Source organism: Clostridium sp. 1001271st1 H5 (assembly GCF_005845215.1).
In the GTDB taxonomy this organism is placed as follows: domain Bacteria; phylum Bacillota; class Clostridia; order Lachnospirales; family Lachnospiraceae; genus Enterocloster.
Map to the genome: position 1 here is coordinate 105503 of NZ_SPHO01000019.1, position 17327 is coordinate 122829.

Here is a 17327-nt window from a genome sequence, read left to right on the forward strand (position 1 = left end):
CTGTAAATACAGTGTGTATCAACTTTATACCACAAGCGGAGGGATATCATGAAAAACCTATTTATAATCGGAGAAATGGCCGAACTCTTCGGCATCAACATACGTACCCTGCGCTATTATGACGGAATCGGCATCCTGCGCCCGGAGACAACAGACCCGGAAACCGGATACCGGTATTACTCTACCCGACAGTTTGAACGGCTGAATACCATCAAATATCTCCGGGCCCTGGGCGTATCTCTCAAGAAAATTTCATTGTTTTTTGAAAACAGGGATGTGGATATTATGCTGGCACTGCTCAAAGAACAGAGGGAAGAAACACAGGCAAAAATCAGTGAACTGATACAGATTGAACAGAAGCTGGAATACCGCCTGAAGGCCCTGGAGGATGCCATGGACACACAATGCGGCCAAATCAGAATCCTTCATTTGGAACAGAGGCCCATTGCATATCTGCGCAAGGATATTAAACTGGGAGAGGACCTGGAATTCCCCCTCCGTGAGCTGGAAAGGGCCAATACGCTGGAACCTGCAATGTTCCTGGGCAAGGTAGGCGTGTCCCTGTCATCCGCTAATCTGAAGGCCCGGAGATTTGAATCATTTTCAGGTATTTTTGTACTTCTCGAGAAGGAGGACCACTATCAGGGAGAGGAACAGCATCTGCAGGCCGGGGACTATATAAGCGTCCGCTTTTCCGGCACCCATCAGGAGGCGTCCCAGCACTATATACTGCTTTTGGAATACATGGACCGGATGGGCTATTCCTGCTGCGGGGATTCCGTGGAAATCACCTTGATTGACGCGGGCTTTACCAATGATGTGTCCCGGTATGTGACGGAAATACAGATTCCTTTTTCAAGAAAATCAGAAAATTAGACATTTCTTATTGACCCTCTAGTTACTGGAGGGTTTATTTTTATACATAACAAATGTTAGATTGAGGAGAGGTTCAACATGAAAAACAGTAATCTGCTGACAGAAGGAAATGTATTTCACGTGCTGCTGGCGTTCTCTGTCCCATTTCTGGTTGCCAATGTGATACAGGCCCTTTACGGCGCTGTGGACCTGATGGTCATCGGATGGTACTGCCCGCCGGAGAGCGTGGCCGCGGTTTCCACCGGAACCCAGGTCACCCAGATTATCACCAGCATGGTATCCGGCCTGACCCTGGGCGGCACCATACTGGTGGGAAAATACACCGGCATGAAGGATGATGAAAGGACCTGCCGCACCATCGGGACCACTCTGTCCGTATTTGCGGTTGTGGCATTGGCACTGACCTTTGGAATGCTGATTTTCAGGGACACCATACTTGCAGCCTTAAAGACGCCGGCCGCCTCCATGGATGAAGCCAGGCAGTATGTGACCATCTGCTTCTGCGGTATATTTTTCATCTGCGGCTACAATGCCATCAGCGCCATATTAAGAGGGTACGGAGACTCACGCAGGCCCATGTATTTTGTGGCGCTGTCCTGTGTGCTCAACATTGCAGGCGATATTATTTTTGTCAAGTATCTGGGATTGGGCGTGGCCGGCACGGCCCTGGCAACCGTCCTCTCCCAATCCATCAGCATGATATGCTCCATTGTCTACCTTAACAGGAAGAAGTTCATATTTATCTTTACCCTTAAAAACCTGCGCATTGACAGGGACAGGCTGAAGGAGCTGGCCATGGTGGGCATCCCCATCTCTTCCCAGGAGTGCATGGTCCGGCTGTCCTTTCTGTATCTGACTTCGGTCACCAACCGTCTGGGGGTAAATGCAGCTGCAGCAGTTGGCATTGCCAGCAAATACGATGTGTTTGCCATGCTTCCCGCCACCTCCATCGCCAGCGCCCTGGCTGCCATCACAGCCCAGAACTACGGCGCCGGAAAACCGGGGCGGGCAAGGAAATCCCTGGCCGCCGGCATTGGATTCGCGGTGCTGGCCTCCTCTGTCTTCTTCCTGTGGGCCCAGCTGTCCCCCCGGACCATGATTGGACTTTTTAACACCAATCCCCACATCATAGAGGCCGGAATCCCCTTCTTTCATTCCTGCAGCATTGATTACCTGGCTGTATCCTTTGTATTCTGTCTCAACGGCTTTATGAACGGCCGTTCCAAAACAGTTTTTACCATGGTCAGCTGCTGTTTCGGCGCCCTGGCCCTCAGAATGCCTCTCATATGGCTGGCCTACACCTACTGCCCTGATAACCTGTTTGTCATAGGATTGATTGCGCCCGCTGTGTCCGGCTTTATGGCAGTGTATACCATGTTCTTTGTGATACGGCAATTAAAACAGGATGCCCGGGCAATCGAAAAGCCGTCCTGCTGACTCACCCCATCAGCAGGACGGCCTTTTCTCTATGCCGTATCTCTGTTAAGCTTTTATCTCACTTAGATTCATATGGCATGACCGGCCAGTCATCCCGAAACCGCACCGTCATTACAGCCGCTTTAGCAGTTCCTCTCTCTGAGCCTCATATCCAGGCTTACCCAGCAATGCAAACATGTTCTTCTTGTAGCTCTCCACACCCGGCTGGTTAAACGGATTCACGCCCAGGATATATCCGCTGACACCGCAGGCAAACTCGAAGAAGTAGAACAGCTCTCCCAGATAGAACTCGTTCTGCTCCGGAATCTTAACCATCAGGTTGGGTACATTGCCGTCGGTGTGAGCCAGGATAGTTCCGTTCATGGCGCTCTTATTTACAAAATCCACACTCTTCCCTGCCAGGTAATTCATGCCGTCGGTATCCACGTCTTCTTTATTCAGAAGAATCTCGGCAGGAGATTCTTCAACATTGAGAACTGTCTCAAACATGATACGTGCTCCGTCCTGTATGAACTGTCCCATGGAGTGAAGGTCTGTGGTCAAATCCACTGCCGCCGGGAAAATGCCCCTCTGGTCCTTGCCCTCGCTCTCGCCATAGAGCTGTTTCCACCACTCGGACACATAGTGAAGGCTTGGCTCATAGTTGGCCACAATTTCAACTGCCTTTCCCTTGCGGTGCAGAATGTTACGCACAGCTGCATACTGAAGGGCTGCGTTGGATTCATATGGTGTCTCCAGGGCTTTCTGCCTGCCTGAAGCAGCACCCTCCATTAACTTATCAATATCCGCTCCACTCACTGCAATCGGAAGAAGGCCTACAGCCGTCAATACGGAGAAACGTCCGCCCACATCATCCGGCACAACGAATTCTTCATAGCCTTCTTCGTCTGCCAGGTTCTTTAGGGCGCCTTTAGCCTTGTCAGTGGTTGCGTAGATGCGCTTGTTGGCTTCTTCTCTGCCATATTTTTCAATGAGCATTTCCTTAAATACACGGAATGCAATTGCAGGTTCTGTGGTAGTGCCTGACTTGGAAATGATGTTGACGGAGAAATCCTTGCCGTCCAGTACCTGCTTTAAGTCACGGATATATTTACTGCTGATGCTGTTGCCTACAAAATAAATCTCAGGTGTCTTGCGAACGCTCTTGGGTAACACATTATAAAAGCTGTGTGACAGAAATTCAATGGCTGCCCTTGCCCCCAGATAGGAGCCGCCGATGCCTACCACCAGCAGGACATCAGAATCATTCTGAATCTTTTCCGCCGCCTTCTTAATCCTTGCAAATTCGGCCTTATCATAATCTACCGGCAAATCGATCCATCCCAGAAAATCATTACCGGCGCCAGTCTTGCTCAGCAAGGTCTCCTTTGCACTCATGACTGTGGTCTTAAAGTTGGCCATCTCTTCCGCAGAAACGAATCCTGCTGCCTTGGAATAATCAAACATAACTTCCTTTCCCATAACTCGCGCTCTCCTTTTCTTATGTCCATGGACCATCTGCCCATGATTCTATCAGTGCTGCGGTAAAGCCGCTTATCTCTTAAATTATAACATAATTTCCCTTATAATACCATTTCTTTCTGACCCTGGAAGCAAATTCCTGGGTGTCAGCCTATTTAGGAAATGAATTCTTTCAGCAATTCCCCCAACATTCTTTTTTGTTCCGGATTTAAATCCTGAAGCCAATTATCCTTTGACTTCTCTTCCTGTTTTTCCCTGCTGGCAGCAGTTTGCTCCAGCCCCCTTCTATTATTACTATTTGAACGGCGGTCTCTTCCTATGGAGCGCAGATTAGCCGGTTCCCTGCGGTCCTCCTCAGCTGTAACGGCCGGCACATGCTCTGCTGCGCCTTCCCGGTTCATTCGCGGCCACATCACATTTTCCAGATAGTCCTGGAGGCAGGTCAGAAGCTGCTGTCTCCTGGATTCCAGGTTTACTCCGTAATCCACCAGCATGGTGAACATGCCGGCCAGGATGCCTGTGGTGCCGTACAATACAATATAATAATTATCACTTCTAAACCAATAAGAGAGAAATGCTGCTCCGCCGCCTGCCAGGAAGCAGAGAAGTGTCAGCTGCCCCGACAGGTTGTCCAGTCCCTTGACGGACATCCCAAAGGTCCGCAGGCTGTACATCTGGCGTTCCAGATATACACGTGTGTTGTTCATTCCCTGATTCATACGATATGTATCCTCTGCATTCTGTTTCAATCCGCGCAGATATTTGTTCTTAGTCAATGCCATGTTGGTGCTTTCTTTAATTAATCGTTTGTAGAAGCTTCCTGCCATCAACCTGGTAAATACCCCTGCCAGGCAGATTGCTGCCAGCACGTATAGTGCCTTTCCTGTTTGTAAAAAGCTCATCATAGTAAAAGCTCCCCTTTCTTCCCGGATTCCATCCCGTTTCTATATAATATTATTGTTTTGGCCCTGGCTGCTGGCTGCAGCCGCTGCCTGGTTTGGGAAGCGCCCCTGCAGTCAGGCGTTTCCCGGTAAAGTCTATTATAGCAACGGATTTTGATTTGGGAAGTTGAGAGTCCCTAGAATCGTTCGCCAAATTCTCCTAAAAAACGATTCTGAGTGGTGAGATTTTTCTTTAGACAGTTAAGGTATACGCCAGGATTTTCCTTCTGCATCCGTATGCTTTTCCCGGCCGGATTCCCGTTCTCCATGCTTTTCCCGGCCGGATTCCTGGTCCCCATGCTCTTTCTGATTGGATTCCTGGTCCAGCCGTTTTTTCATAATCCAGTAAACAGCCATTCCTGCCGGTAGAAACAGGCGGAACTCCCTGCTGCCGTTTTCATATGTGACATAGCGGCTGAGCCTCACCGTAGCTGCCGCCCAGTTGACCTTAAACTCCCGCCTGGCGGGCGTACGTATGATAGAAAACCCCATGGAGAGATAGGCTATGAGTATCAATATAATCCATCCCCACCTGTACCGCGGATTCTGCCTGTAACATATGACGGCTGTCATAATCGTAGCGGAAATCATGGCCAGGGACAGAAGGAACAATCCCCACTGAAATACATTCCAATGACCGATGGTGCGCAGGGTGCCCTGGGGCGCCAAGGATGCGCTGTCCCTGACGGTAAAGCTGATGATTCCCCGGCTCCCGTCCGATGTCTCCATTCTCTTAAGGCCGGCTGTAAACAGCTGGCCGTCCTCTGCCTTCACCCTGTAGGTACATTCCACAGTTTTGGTCTTTACACCCTTTACAGTACTGGTCCGGACATTTAATCCCCTCTTTTTAAAAGAGGCCATCTGTCTTGCGCCCCATATATCCATATTTTCCTGTATTTCTTTTTCCATATATTCTTCGGGCACTGCTCCCGGCAAATACAGGGAGCGCATGGCCTCCCGGTCCCCCTGGGATGCCGCTGACACCATCTGTTCCAGGTAATGGTCCGCCGCTGTCTCCTTGTCAAAGAAATGCGTCACCCCTTTATATAGGAAAAAGGCCGCAATGCAGAGAAACGCTGCCATGACAGCAACTGCTGTTCCTCCAAATATCATCCATTTCCTTTTCTTGCCCATACCAACCTCCCTCTCTTATAAAACAGACCTCTGAATTTCGTCATATCCAGAGGTCTAATTATTAGCGAATCTTTATATGTGTGTCTGCTATATATCAATCTGATTTTCAATCAATCCTTATTTAAGAAAAGGAACGTACAAGCTCAGTAAGCAGATTTACGCTGTGGACAATGGCCTTAGCTTCAAAAGCAGGATAATCCACTGTGGCGCTGTCATCCGCCTTGTCAGAGATGGCCCTCACAATAAGGAACGGGATAGAGTTAAGATAGCAGGCCTGGGCAATGGCAGCCCCCTCCATTTCCGTACAATATCCTCCAAACGTATCTACCAGCCACTTTTTCTTGTTTTTATCAGAGACAAACTGGTCTCCGGTCACTACGCGCCCCACGAAGGTGCGGATGTCCGGATTTACCCTGGCGCAGCAGCCCTCTGCCAGATGTATAAGACCCTCGTCTGCCTTAAAGGCCAGTGTCTCTACCCTGGGTATCTGTCCCGGCTCATAGCCAAATCCGGTAGCATCCATGTCATGCTGAAGCGCATCGCTGGAAAGTACTATGTCCCCAATATCAATCTCAGCCTTCAGGGAACCTGCAATTCCCGTATTCACCACACCCGTTACGCCGTATATATCAGCCAGAATCTGAGTACACATAGCTGCATTAACCTTGCCGATGCCGGAGCGGACCACCACTACCTCCTTTCCCTCCAGTTTTCCTTTATAAAAGTCCATGGCAGCCCTTGTCTCCACCTGCACATCTGTCAACTGCGCCTTAATCATAGCCACTTCCTCGTCCATGGCTCCAATAATTCCTAGCATAATTACCTCCTTCTGTCTTGTACTATTCTTCTATTATATAGGAAGCCCGCAGATTTTCAAGTTCAAAGCTTGTTCTCACTTGACATTATCTTTTGCATAAGGCATAATCGGATATACATGAATTTATTACAGGAGGCACTACACATGAGATATAAAACACAAGGGGTCTGTTCCAGGGAGATATCCTTTGAAGTGAAAGATAATAAACTGACCAATGTCCAATTCATAGGCGGCTGCTCCGGCAATACACAGGGCCTGTCCCGCCTCATCGAGGGCATGGACGTGGATGAGGCCATCCGCAGGCTGGACGGAATCCAGTGCGGGCCAAGACCTACGTCTTGCCCGGACCAGTTGGCTAGGGCGTTGAAGCAGTTTAAAGGGCGGTAAAAGTGTTAAAGGAAAGGAGAATAAATATAGTTCTCCTTTCCTTTTTAGTATATTACTTATCACAATTCGTATCTTACTAATCAATGAAAATTCCTGCTGTAACTGGGCTAAAACCTTCAAATTTATCATTATAAACAGCTGAGAATACCCCTCTTAATCGATAATAATAACCCTTTTCCTGACCTTTAAATGTAATGTTTACTGTAGGGGTATCCAATCCTTCAGGATAATCTTTTGCATAATATTCAGCGTCATAATATGTTACCTGTCTCCAGCGTTCGGATGTTTCATCCCATCTATCCAAATAAACTGTAATGTATGCCTCATCTACTGGTATGGCTAAAAATCCAATAGCTACTGCACCAATATCCCCATTACCTTCATCAGAAATTGCTAAATCAGCTCTCATAAAAAAATCGCCCCTTGCTTTAGCAAATTCAGAAACCTTACTTTGTCGTATAGACTTTGGTAATAATTCAGAAACCTCATTAACCGAGGTATAGTCATTTGGGTTATATGGTTTAGCATAAACAGTTAATGTCGTCATAGACAAAATAAGAATACTGCTCAAAATTGTAACTATATACTTTTTCATTTGTACATCTCCTTTTTAAAATGTTAATCTCTCCACAATTTGTAGAAACGCTGATTCATCGATAACACCTGAAATAGAGTAATATGAACCATCTAATATTACTGATGTATCATATCTTAATTTTTCGTTAGATAACATTTCTCTATGGATATCTAAATTTTCTCCAATCCATTTATTATAAATATTTAATTTATATTGGGAATCACCTTTATAGTTATATGAAACTTTCTTATCGTACTTTGACTGTATTAGAAAAACATTTTCTTGCTTATAATTAAATTTCATATATGCTATTCCATTTTCTATATATAAACCTAAAAAATCCATATCCGGTGGTATATAACCCAATTTAAGTGGTTTGATATTCAGCTCCTCCCCAATAACCTCATAAGCCTCATCCTCCCCATTGACCTCAGCCTTAAATGAATCATTTACAAAAATACCTTGTCCATCCCCCAACTCCTTCTCCCGATAAAAATACGACTTCGTCCCCATAGCCACCATACATCCACTCCCTGCCACAAGACAGGCAATTAAACCAACCGCAGCCAACCGCTTCCAGCCAAACCTCGGTCTGATAACCTTGGGGTGCTCTGGTTGGTTGGATTCCGGTACATTCTTTGACTCAGCCCTTTCTTCCTGTATCCTTGTCCAGATTTTCTCAAATTCGTCTGGTGATGGGGACGGAATGGGAAGGGGGACGGCCATATGCTTGACTGCTTCAAATTCTTTTAACAGTTCTTCATCTGATATATCATCCGTTCCCCAAATCGGGCAGTCCATAGAATTGTCCTGTTCTGAATCTCTTTTATAATCTCCCACGTGACACCTCTGTTTACCAAATCTCCTAAAGTTCCCTTTGCCTTTAGGGTTGACTTTTTGCGTTTAATGCTTACTATAATAGTAGACGTTTGTGAATGCCGGATTCCCCAGCATATCGTATTCTTTAGGAGGTTTTTATGAAAAAAATCATTTTAACCGGCGGCGGTACTGCCGGACACGTTACCCCCAATCTGGCCCTGCTCCCTTCACTGAAGGAGGCTGGTTACGAAATCCGCTATATCGGTTCATACCAGGGTATGGAACGCAAGCTGATTGAAAATGCAGGCATTCCCTATGATGGCATATCCTCTGGCAAGCTGCGCAGATACTTTGATATCAAGAATTTTTCCGACCCATTCCGCGTTGTCAAGGGTTACACGGAGGCCAGACGGCTCTTAAAACGCCATAAACCGGATGTAGTTTTTTCCAAGGGCGGCTTTGTTGCAGTTCCCGTGGTTCTTGCTGCCAAGCATTACAAAATTCCTGTCATCATACATGAATCCGATATGACGCCAGGACTGGCCAACAAAATATGCATTCCCTCCGCCTGCAAAGTCTGCTGTAATTTCCCGGAAACCCTTAAGTACCTTCCATCTGACAAAGCTGTGCTTACAGGCTCTCCTATCCGTGAGGAACTGCTCCAGGGCGACCGGCTGTCCGGGCTCACTTATGCCCATCTGTCCGCCCACAAGCCAGTACTTCTTGTCATAGGCGGAAGTCTGGGCTCTGTAGCCGTTAACACAGCAGTCCGCAACATCCTTCCCCGTCTTCTGCCCAGCTATCAGGTAATACATATCTGCGGCAAAGGCAATCTGGATGAGAACCGGATTGGAACAGACGGATATGTACAGTATGAATACGTTGACGCTCCCCTAAAGCATCTGTTTGCGGCAGCCGACCTTGTCATATCAAGGGCTGGAGCCAATTCCATCTGCGAACTTCTGGCACTGCGCAAACCGAACCTGCTCATCCCCCTGTCAGCAGCGGCAAGCCGCGGAGACCAGATTCTCAATGCCAATTCCTTTGCAAAACAAGGATTCAGCAAGGTTCTGGAAGAGGAAGCATTGTCTGATGACTCTTTGTTTAATGCGATTAACGATTTATATTTAAACCGCAATACCTATATTCAGGCCATGGAACAAAGCAGTCTGAACAATGCTGTTAAAACAGTTGTATCTCTCATTGAATCATGTGTGAAATAACCTTAGGGCCAATTATCTCTTTTTAGCAGTTCTTCTAGGTACTTCCTGATACGGCTGACTCTGGAATAGCATGCCTTTTCTGTAATATCCAACATAGCGCATACTTCCCTTGTCGGCCGTCCCTCTATCAATCTGAGCGTCGCGACCTGACGCCAGTTTTCAGGCATCCTCTCGATTTCCTTAATAATCGCCTCGCATCTCTCTTTGCTGACTACATAATCCGGCAGATTGGCAGCCTTATCGTGAGCCGGATACTCCTCACTGTTATATGCCTCTTCGTCCAATTCCCCATAGCTCCTGTACTTCATCTTGCGGTGGAAATCCATACACCGGCTTTTTAGAATACGTATCAGCAGCGCCCTCTTACTTTCCTCGGCCATATCCAGGGAATATTTATAGCGGGCATATGAGACAAATGTATCCTGTACCACATCCTCAATATAATCCACAGGAATATCGTTCACATAAGCTATCCTTCTCAGGTATACCTCATATTCCAGATACATTTCCTCAAACAGTTTCTTATCTTCTGAATCCATCTTCTCAATCTTCATTGCAATTACAGACAGCCTTTGATTTTATCCGCAACCTCTGCCAATTCTTCCGGCGAAGCCTTTCCCGGAGCCCAACTGACCATGGCCGGACCTCCTTCATATCTTGGAATCACATGCATGTGGAAATGGAACACAGTCTGCCCGGCTGCTTCTCCATTATTCTGAACCAGATTGAATCCCGCACATCCAAGAGATTTCTTCATCGCAGAGCCAATCTTGGCACCCAGAGGAAGTACCTTGGCGGCTGTATCCCCATCCAGTGCGCATACATCTGCAAAATGCTGTTTTGGAAGAATAAGGGCATGTCCTCTGGACGCCGGTCCCAAATCCAGAATCACGCGAAACTCTTCATCCTCATACAGAGTGGTTGACGGAATCACCCCGCCCGCTATTTTACAAAAAATACAATTGTCATCTGTCATTCTGAAAATCCTCCTTCCGCTGCGGTTAACACAGCCTGCATTCTATCCAGCCATACCGGAAATACCGGCAGCACGTTTTCTCCGATAAAGCAGGATACCTAAAATGAAGCCGGAAATCAGGCCTCCTATGTGGGCCACATTGTCCACCCCTGCTGAAGTGAACCCATGATAAAGCGTCAGCAGAACCATGAAACCCAGCTGCCTGTTGGTTAGTCCGTCCAACTGACCATGATGAATGGCAATCACATAGACCAGACCGCCTACCACACCGAAGATTGCGCCTGAAGCTCCCGCAGACACACTGGCCGCCCCTGTCCGTACCTGGACAGCCAGGGAGATGCCGTTGGCAGCAACACCGCTGGCAAGGTAAAATATCAAATATTTGATATGACCAAGCGCCTTTTCCATCTTCTCGCCCAGCACCAGCAGAACCAGCATATTATTTGCCAGATGGCTGACTCCAAAGTGCAGGAACATGGCAGTAAACAGCCTGTAGTACTCTCCACCGAGGATAACAAAGGGTGCAAATACAGCCCCATGCCTTACCATGAATACTCCATCCTCAGTGGAGCCGATGGCTTCCAGATACAGAAATACCAATACGTTGACTGCTACCAACGCAATATTAACATATGGCCTGTTCCTGTTTATGCCTGTAACCATCCTTATTCCTCACATCCTCAATGATATATAATCTTAACATACTTTAAAGGACTTGTTAAGTGGCTTTGACGCAATAAAGTTATTTTTTATGCCCCTCCTCTTGCTATTTAGTATTTCTGTGACCATGCTCCTGCAATTGGATTTTTTAAGTGGAAGGAGAATGCCGGGCCGCTCTGTTCTGTCAGTGAAACATATATCCATGGTCGGCCATAAATATCTGGTCTCCCGGCTCCAGCTGTGTTGTCTCATTTGCCTCCAGCAGACGGCCTCTGACCCTGGTACCATTGGTGGAATTAAGGTCTGTTACACTATAATGCCCATTCTCTTCATCTAATCTTATATGAAAACGGCTCACTGTATCCTTCATGAGCACATAATCGGCCAAATCCTTGTGCTTGCCAATTACAAAGGGGTAATAGGATATGGTAATATCCTCATCCGAACCATTCAGGGCAGATAAACGCCGGACGTCCTCCCCTTCTGCCGGCCGTTCTGATAAAAGGGCGGTCTGAAAGCATTCACCGGTATTTCTTTCCGTCTTATTTTGTAAATTTTTATTTTCATCCTGATTCTCATCCTCATTCCGGTATATCTGAAACGGCTGATTACCGAACTCCCCGTCTTCCTCCTCTTCATCCTCATACAAAATTCTCCACGGGTCCTGTTCTTCTCCTGATTCTGTCTCTTTTCCCTTTACAGCCCTTGAGGCAATCAACAGCCTGCATATATTAAATGCCGGCAACGCAAGCAATAGGCCTCCGTCCATTGCCGCAAACAGAATCCAATTATCAAAGACCGCTGTCCTCCCTTTGAACAGCCACAGCGCCAATGGAGGGAATATCACGGCTGCCAGCCATAGGATTATCTGGCGCATGAAACGTTTCCTGCCTGCACTCTTATCCAGTTCACTATGCAGCGTTCCATGCTGCTCCTTGGTTCCTCTTTCTTTCCGCCCTCTGCCAGTCTCCTGCCCCTGGGTCTCCTTCCGTCCTCTGCCAGTCTCCTTCCCCCGCGTCTCCTTCCGTCCTCTGCCTGCTTCCTCCCCCTGTGTTTTCTTACGCCCTCCGCCGGCCTCCTCCCCCCGCGGTTCCTTCTGTCCTCTGCCTGTCCCCTTTTCCTCCTTCTCTACCTTCTCCCAACACGCCTGCTCCCGGAATTCTCCCATCTCCGCAGAATCCTCCGGAGTCTCCTTAAATAGCGCCCTGTCTTTCCCCTTTCTCCGCTCCGCTGCAATCAGGCCCAGCAAATCCTCCATTCCGCAGTTTTCTTTAAGGCTTTCCTGATATAGCCCATAAGCCAGGACTACGCTCTCCCGGTCTTTGTGGTTTATCCTTTTCAGAATATATTGCAGGAGCCGGCTCAGCTTGTCCTGAAAATCCCCCTGAACACCGGGCACCAGACACAAACCGGTCTGGAACAGCTCCGGTTCCACATAAATATATTCCGGCTCCATCAGGACCCCGCCAGCATCCAAAAGGTACTCTTCCATACCGTTTAATGCCCCATGAATCTGAATCAACAGCTGGCATATCTCGTCCCTGGTTATAAAACGGGTATCCAGCAGCCGGCTTAGGGGCTGTCTGGATGTAATGTCATAGCAATATGAGGGCCGCCCATCCTGATATGTTATATACATTCTCAGCAGTCCCCGAATCTCATTGTGGGCCAGCATTCTGGCTTCATATCCCGCCTCATAGCCAGGTTCATTCCCTGTCGGCCCTGCTACCAGATAATTCCGTTTTGCTTCCCTCCTGTAGCTAATTTCCATCATCCCTGACCAGCCCTTCAATTAAAGTAATCCTGCGCAGGAATATCTCCGGGCGGAATACCCCCGCATCAATCTCCTTTTCCCATGTTCCACCGCTGCCTTTTCCATATATCCTCCGTCCTTTTTCCTTTACTGTCAGACTGCAGTCAGGAAAGGACATCAGGCGGCCCAGATGATTCCGGGCAGCAGATACGGTAGACTCCAGTTCCTGCACACTTCCATGGCGTCCCCTTTCCACTGCCTCATGGAGGCCCATGGCAGCCTTGGTTTCATCATGAATACGTCCCCCATGCTGGAGCATCAGCGATATGCACAGCAATACCATGGCCATAATCCATGCTGCCTCAACTGTAAGGCTCCCATTCAGTGTTTTTCCCTTCATATGAACATCACCCCGATTCCTGCGGGAACCAGGAATGGAAGAAAAGGAATGCGCAGCTTCCCCATATCTGTTCCCTGTATGATTCCCTTAAGCATCAAAACTATGGACAGTAAAAAACAAGCGCCCAAACCGCCTGCCAATAGCGCCAGGTTTTTCATTGCCCCCAGATAAATACCCGATACCAGGAAGAACCATCCATCGCCTTTCCCCACAGCCTCTTTTGTCATCCGGGAAAGGAGAAGCAATCCTCCCCCTACCGCCATTGCCAGGACAGTATCCATAAGCCGCCCCATCGCCAAACCAAATAGCTGTAGGCGTCCTCCCCCCTGATAGGTGACGGCTGTATCCAGTACAATATACAGAACGCGTAAAACAGCGCCTCCGGTTCCGGACATCGCAATCAGACTAATTTTAATTTTGCGGTTTCTCATGTCCTGCCATGCTCCGGCCACCAGTGTCAGCAAGAAACCGCAGCGCAGCATTACTCCTGCCACTTCATGTCCTGCCGCAAGCTGTTCCATCCAATCACCACCCAGTATCCCCAACCAAACGCACCCCCGGCCTTATACTATTTTTCTGTGCAGCCATATTTTTTCTCTGCAACTATATTATTTTCTTCTGCAGCCATATTATTTTCCTCTGCAGTACGAACACTCCCCCAAATATTCCACCTGCGGCAATGGTACTGCCTGAACATACGCAATAATGGACCGGCAGCTCTTAGACATATGATAGCTTGTACCATAGGGCATGACGTATACCGTACCGCTGCTTCCTGAGCCGCAGGTCCTGCAGGGCGAATACCTTCCTCCGGACTCATTCCGCAGCTCCCCCACACCCCTCACATCCACTGCCTTTAAATTATTATAAAGATAGTGGCAGGTCCTTAAGCGGTGGTAGCGGGTGGAATTCTTACCAATATATACCGTCTCATCCTCCTCTTCACCACCATTTCCGTCTCCACCTCCAAAACGTCCGCCATCCGACCCATTCCACATTCTGCGGCTGCACACCTGCTTCACGGGAATACTGTTGATTCCCAATACGGAAAAGGGAAGCCGCATCCTGTAATTCATCACTATATGGACCATCTCGTCCGTTCCTATATCCGTTCCTGCAAACGATACAGCCTCTATCCACTCCCTGTTAACGCTTCCCAGTATCCTGGCAGAAGCATAAGCTGCAGCCAGGACAGAGGAATCCGTATCCTCCCACCTCCCCACATCCACTTCCGTCCTGCCCTCTCCCGCGGTACGGAAACAGTATTCCACATAGGCATACTGGCTCAGTTCCTCTCCCACGGACTCCATCACAGCCTGAATCTGCCTCTGACGGTCCAGCATCTTCATGGGCATGATGAGGCAGAAGCACAAAAACAGGAAAAGGGACAGACTGAGGGCCGCCTCTACTGAAAGGCTTCCCTGCATCTGGCAGGAGCTCCATGATAATGCCCTTTTTTCATGGAGCAGGCGACAGCTTCTACGTACTTGGAGAGGTGCGGTTGTATTTTTATCTGCTGTTTTATTATTTGTTGTTTTATTATTTATTGTTTTGCTATCTGGACCATACGATTTTAATTTTATATTCTGCACCAGAAAAAAGGACATCATCATGAACCTCCTTTCCCTATTCCTGATAAACCGGTACTTGTCATTTCCATCGGCTTTTACGGGTCTTTATAGGCTTCCAGGTAACTTCCCGCTACTGCCATTTGCGTGTCATACGTGTACCCACCTTCCTTTCCCTGACTTTTCCACAATCCATTAGAAAAAAATACATGTTTTCCACTGACCAATGCTTCCACATCCACTGTGCAGGCACAGTTTTCCATAGAAAATTCCGGCTGTTTACCTGCTGTCACAAGCTGCATCACATCCATCATCCGGTAAACCAAATCCGTATCATAACTGCCGAATATAAGTATCCGCAGATAGCCTTTGTAATCAATGCCTTTCCCATTTCCGCCTTCTTCCCTATCAATCAGGCTCCCCTCTTTCCCCATCTCCAACAGTCCGGCCAAATCCAGTTTCCAGTCAGATGCCGTCTTAAAAACCGGTACCCTTTTCCCCTCCAGCAGGTGCCTTACATCCAGCAGCGCCTCTGCAAGGGCCCATACCGCCATGATAAAGAACGCCACCACTGATACAAGAGGCAGTATCCCTGTTCCCCCCACTATGGTCAGGGCCAGGCTCCGCGCCTCCTGGCGCTTGCCGGAATCTGAAAGGATATGCACCAGGTTCAGTCCCTCCCTGAGAGCAGTCAGGCGAGCGGCCACATTGCTCAGATTATCCCTGTCTCTGTCCTTTCCATGAATGATATACTCCAGCTGGTAAAATTCCCCTTTCTGCATCTCCTGTTCAAACCCCTGAAAAAAACGGATGTCATATTCCCCTATCACCAGACGCTGCACCAGCGTACTGACCCCGGTTAAAAAGCCGGTGCTTTTAAAACCATCCCCCTGACCCTTTTCCTTCCCGCCTGCGCCTTCAGCCTTCCTTTGTGCAGACGGCGTGCCGGAAAGCCTGAGGACTGTCCCTGAAACAACGGTTCCTTCCGGCAATACCAGCTCCAGCATTCCCTTTCCCGCCATGTTGCCCACCTGTTCCAGAAAGCCTTCCTTTTCCTTATCCCGGACTCCAAATTCCACTCCCAGCGAGAGCATGCCGTACCGGGACCAGTGTTCCCTTACCGGCATCCACAGTGCCGCCTCATCTAATTCGTCGTCCTTATCCTCCGGCTCCCAGCTGCTGATATACTCCATTACCTCCTCCGCCATGTCAATTACATTCCCAACCCACTGAATCCGGTCCTGGCTCAGATTTGTCAGCGCTTCAACCTCTATTCGGCGCTGTCCGTCCCGGGCAGCATATGACTCATACTGGCTGATTTCATCCTCCAGGGCAGCCTTTACATCCCCGCTTAGGGCGCCGGCTTCCTCCCAAAACCGTTCCCTGCTTCCGGCCAGTTTTTCATACAGCTCATCGGCTCTTTTTCCGTAAGATTTTATCTGACCCGGAAGCCGTTCCAGCTCCCGTATCATTTTATTGGCCTGGGAAATAAACCCGCCTCCATCCAGCTGTTCCAGGCATGTTTTACCCTGTTCCCACCGTTCCTTCTGGGTCAGAAGTGTTTTGTTGATTGCCTCCAGGGCCTTTTCCAGTTTTACAGCTTCCCTGGAATGGGCGGAATACAGTTCTGATATGCGGTTAACGCTGTTTCCCTCCTTCCAGGCCGACAACAGCTCTCCTGCGCCGGCTTCATCCAGCTCGTCCCAATCCGCATCAATCAGCCCATACTTCATGTAATCCAGTATTTCCTGCTCAAAATACCTCCCATCCCCCTGGGTAAGGCCTGTTATATCTGTTATCGTAATCCGGTCCGCCTTCATGGGATACCAGTTATCGGCTTCCATATAGGGCCTTAGAAATTCCCCGAACTCCTGCTCCAGTGTCTCTGCCCTGTCATACTCAAGCCCCAATATCCGGTAATGGTCCCACAGTTCCCTGTGATACTGGGCCATAAGGGAATCTGCGGATGAATTTACTGCCATCCGCAGATAGCACCTGGCTCCTGCTGTGCGGGCCGATTCCACCACCACACACAGCAGTGCACAGACACTGAACAGTATCATTGCCAGAAATACCGTAATCTCACCTTTTCTGCACATTAATACACCTCTTTTGACTGGCTGTTTATCTCCTTAAATATATTCTGAAGCAGGGTGGTTATCTGCTTCTTAAATATAATGACCAGGCCAATGAGCACCACGATAAAATCCAGTACCTGCCCCGGAATGCTTGAAAATACTTGCTTTATCTTTCACATCACTCCGATGTGTAAATTATTTTTCTTTTTAATTTAGTAAA

Annotated in this window: 19 protein-coding genes; 4 read left to right on the forward strand and 15 right to left on the reverse strand. The window is 48.3% G+C overall.

Annotated elements, in window-relative coordinates:
* The first annotated feature begins 48 nt into the window (after window positions 1-48).
* Together FGS84_RS23510 and FGS84_RS23515 are read left to right on the forward strand one after the other, a co-directional pair.
* Window positions 49-876: a MerR family transcriptional regulator gene (locus FGS84_RS23510; protein WP_138310754.1), complete on the forward strand. Its 828-nt coding sequence runs from the start codon at window positions 49-51 to the stop codon at window positions 874-876.
* Window positions 877-954: 78 nt separating this feature from the next.
* The gene (locus tag FGS84_RS23515) at window positions 955-2313 is read left to right on the forward strand and encodes an MATE family efflux transporter (RefSeq protein WP_138310755.1); all 1359 of its coding nucleotides are present in this window, start codon (window positions 955-957) and stop codon (window positions 2311-2313) included.
* Between the two features lie 111 nt (window positions 2314-2424).
* Here FGS84_RS23515 and FGS84_RS23520 read toward each other — a convergent pair whose 3' ends face one another.
* The 4 genes from FGS84_RS23520 to FGS84_RS23535 all read right to left on the reverse strand — a co-directional run bounded on the left by FGS84_RS23520 (window position 2425) and on the right by FGS84_RS23535 (window position 6666).
* Window positions 2425-3774, reverse strand: a complete 1350-nt coding sequence (locus FGS84_RS23520; RefSeq protein WP_138310756.1) for a glucose-6-phosphate isomerase — start codon at window positions 3772-3774, stop codon at window positions 2425-2427.
* A gap of 155 nt (window positions 3775-3929) precedes the next feature.
* Window positions 3930-4679 (reverse strand): hypothetical protein, encoded by a 750-nt coding sequence (locus tag FGS84_RS23525; protein WP_138310757.1) that lies wholly within the window; start codon window positions 4677-4679, stop codon window positions 3930-3932.
* 237 nt (window positions 4680-4916) lie between these two features.
* On the reverse strand, window positions 4917-5849 hold the full coding sequence (locus tag FGS84_RS23530; RefSeq protein WP_243130047.1) for a hypothetical protein: 933 nt from the start codon (window positions 5847-5849) through the stop codon (window positions 4917-4919).
* A 121-nt stretch (window positions 5850-5970) separates the two neighbouring features.
* Window positions 5971-6666 carry a 5'-methylthioadenosine/adenosylhomocysteine nucleosidase gene (locus FGS84_RS23535; RefSeq protein ID WP_138310758.1) on the reverse strand — a complete coding sequence of 232 codons (696 nt, stop codon included), beginning with the start codon at window positions 6664-6666 and terminating at the stop codon, window positions 5971-5973.
* 144 nt (window positions 6667-6810) lie between these two features.
* Here FGS84_RS23535 and FGS84_RS23540 point away from each other — a divergent pair, with 144 nt between their 5' ends.
* The gene (locus FGS84_RS23540) at window positions 6811-7053 is read left to right on the forward strand and encodes a TIGR03905 family TSCPD domain-containing protein (RefSeq protein ID WP_138310759.1); all 243 of its coding nucleotides are present in this window, start codon (window positions 6811-6813) and stop codon (window positions 7051-7053) included.
* Between the two features lie 76 nt (window positions 7054-7129).
* On the opposite strand, the gene FGS84_RS23545 is transcribed toward FGS84_RS23540, so the two are convergent.
* Together FGS84_RS23545 and FGS84_RS23550 are read right to left on the reverse strand one after the other, a co-directional pair.
* Window positions 7130-7648, reverse strand: coding sequence for a hypothetical protein (locus tag FGS84_RS23545; RefSeq protein ID WP_138310760.1), 519 nt, complete (start codon window positions 7646-7648; stop codon window positions 7130-7132).
* Window positions 7649-7663: 15 nt separating this feature from the next.
* Window positions 7664-8470 carry a hypothetical protein gene (locus FGS84_RS23550; RefSeq protein WP_347563877.1) on the reverse strand — a complete coding sequence of 269 codons (807 nt, stop codon included), beginning with the start codon at window positions 8468-8470 and terminating at the stop codon, window positions 7664-7666.
* A gap of 137 nt (window positions 8471-8607) precedes the next feature.
* Between FGS84_RS23550 and FGS84_RS23555 the strand changes: the two genes are divergently transcribed.
* A complete protein-coding gene (locus FGS84_RS23555; protein ID WP_138310761.1) occupies window positions 8608-9672 on the forward strand; it encodes an undecaprenyldiphospho-muramoylpentapeptide beta-N-acetylglucosaminyltransferase in 1065 nt (354 codons plus the stop codon).
* Between the two features lie 2 nt (window positions 9673-9674).
* On the opposite strand, the gene FGS84_RS23560 is transcribed toward FGS84_RS23555, so the two are convergent.
* The 9 genes from FGS84_RS23560 to FGS84_RS31855 all read right to left on the reverse strand — a co-directional run bounded on the left by FGS84_RS23560 (window position 9675) and on the right by FGS84_RS31855 (window position 17229).
* On the reverse strand, window positions 9675-10226 hold the full coding sequence (locus tag FGS84_RS23560) for an RNA polymerase sigma factor (protein WP_138310762.1): 552 nt from the start codon (window positions 10224-10226) through the stop codon (window positions 9675-9677).
* A 5-nt stretch (window positions 10227-10231) separates the two neighbouring features.
* Window positions 10232-10648, reverse strand: a complete 417-nt coding sequence (locus FGS84_RS23565; protein ID WP_138310763.1) for an HIT family protein — start codon at window positions 10646-10648, stop codon at window positions 10232-10234.
* 42 nt (window positions 10649-10690) lie between these two features.
* Window positions 10691-11266, reverse strand: a complete 576-nt coding sequence (locus FGS84_RS23570) for a rhomboid family intramembrane serine protease (protein WP_347563878.1) — start codon at window positions 11264-11266, stop codon at window positions 10691-10693.
* 226 nt (window positions 11267-11492) lie between these two features.
* Window positions 11493-13082, reverse strand: coding sequence for a DUF6382 domain-containing protein (locus tag FGS84_RS23575; RefSeq protein ID WP_243130049.1), 1590 nt, complete (start codon window positions 13080-13082; stop codon window positions 11493-11495).
* Window positions 13069-13461 carry a hypothetical protein gene (locus tag FGS84_RS23580; protein WP_138310765.1) on the reverse strand — a complete coding sequence of 131 codons (393 nt, stop codon included), beginning with the start codon at window positions 13459-13461 and terminating at the stop codon, window positions 13069-13071. The genes FGS84_RS23575 and FGS84_RS23580 overlap by 14 nt, the downstream gene beginning before the upstream one ends.
* Complete coding sequence (locus FGS84_RS23585; protein ID WP_138310766.1) at window positions 13458-13982, reverse strand: prepilin peptidase; 525 nt, start codon at window positions 13980-13982, stop codon at window positions 13458-13460. Before FGS84_RS23585 ends, FGS84_RS23580 begins: the two co-directional genes overlap by 4 nt.
* Window positions 13983-14090: 108 nt before the next feature.
* The gene (locus FGS84_RS23590) at window positions 14091-14888 is read right to left on the reverse strand and encodes a hypothetical protein (RefSeq protein WP_243130051.1); all 798 of its coding nucleotides are present in this window, start codon (window positions 14886-14888) and stop codon (window positions 14091-14093) included.
* 239 nt (window positions 14889-15127) lie between these two features.
* A complete protein-coding gene (locus FGS84_RS23595; protein WP_138310767.1) occupies window positions 15128-17128 on the reverse strand; it encodes a DUF5702 domain-containing protein in 2001 nt (666 codons plus the stop codon).
* On the reverse strand, window positions 17128-17229 hold the full coding sequence (locus FGS84_RS31855; RefSeq protein WP_347563879.1) for a Flp1 family type IVb pilin: 102 nt from the start codon (window positions 17227-17229) through the stop codon (window positions 17128-17130). Before FGS84_RS31855 ends, FGS84_RS23595 begins: the two co-directional genes overlap by 1 nt.
* Window positions 17230-17327 lie beyond the last annotated feature (98 nt).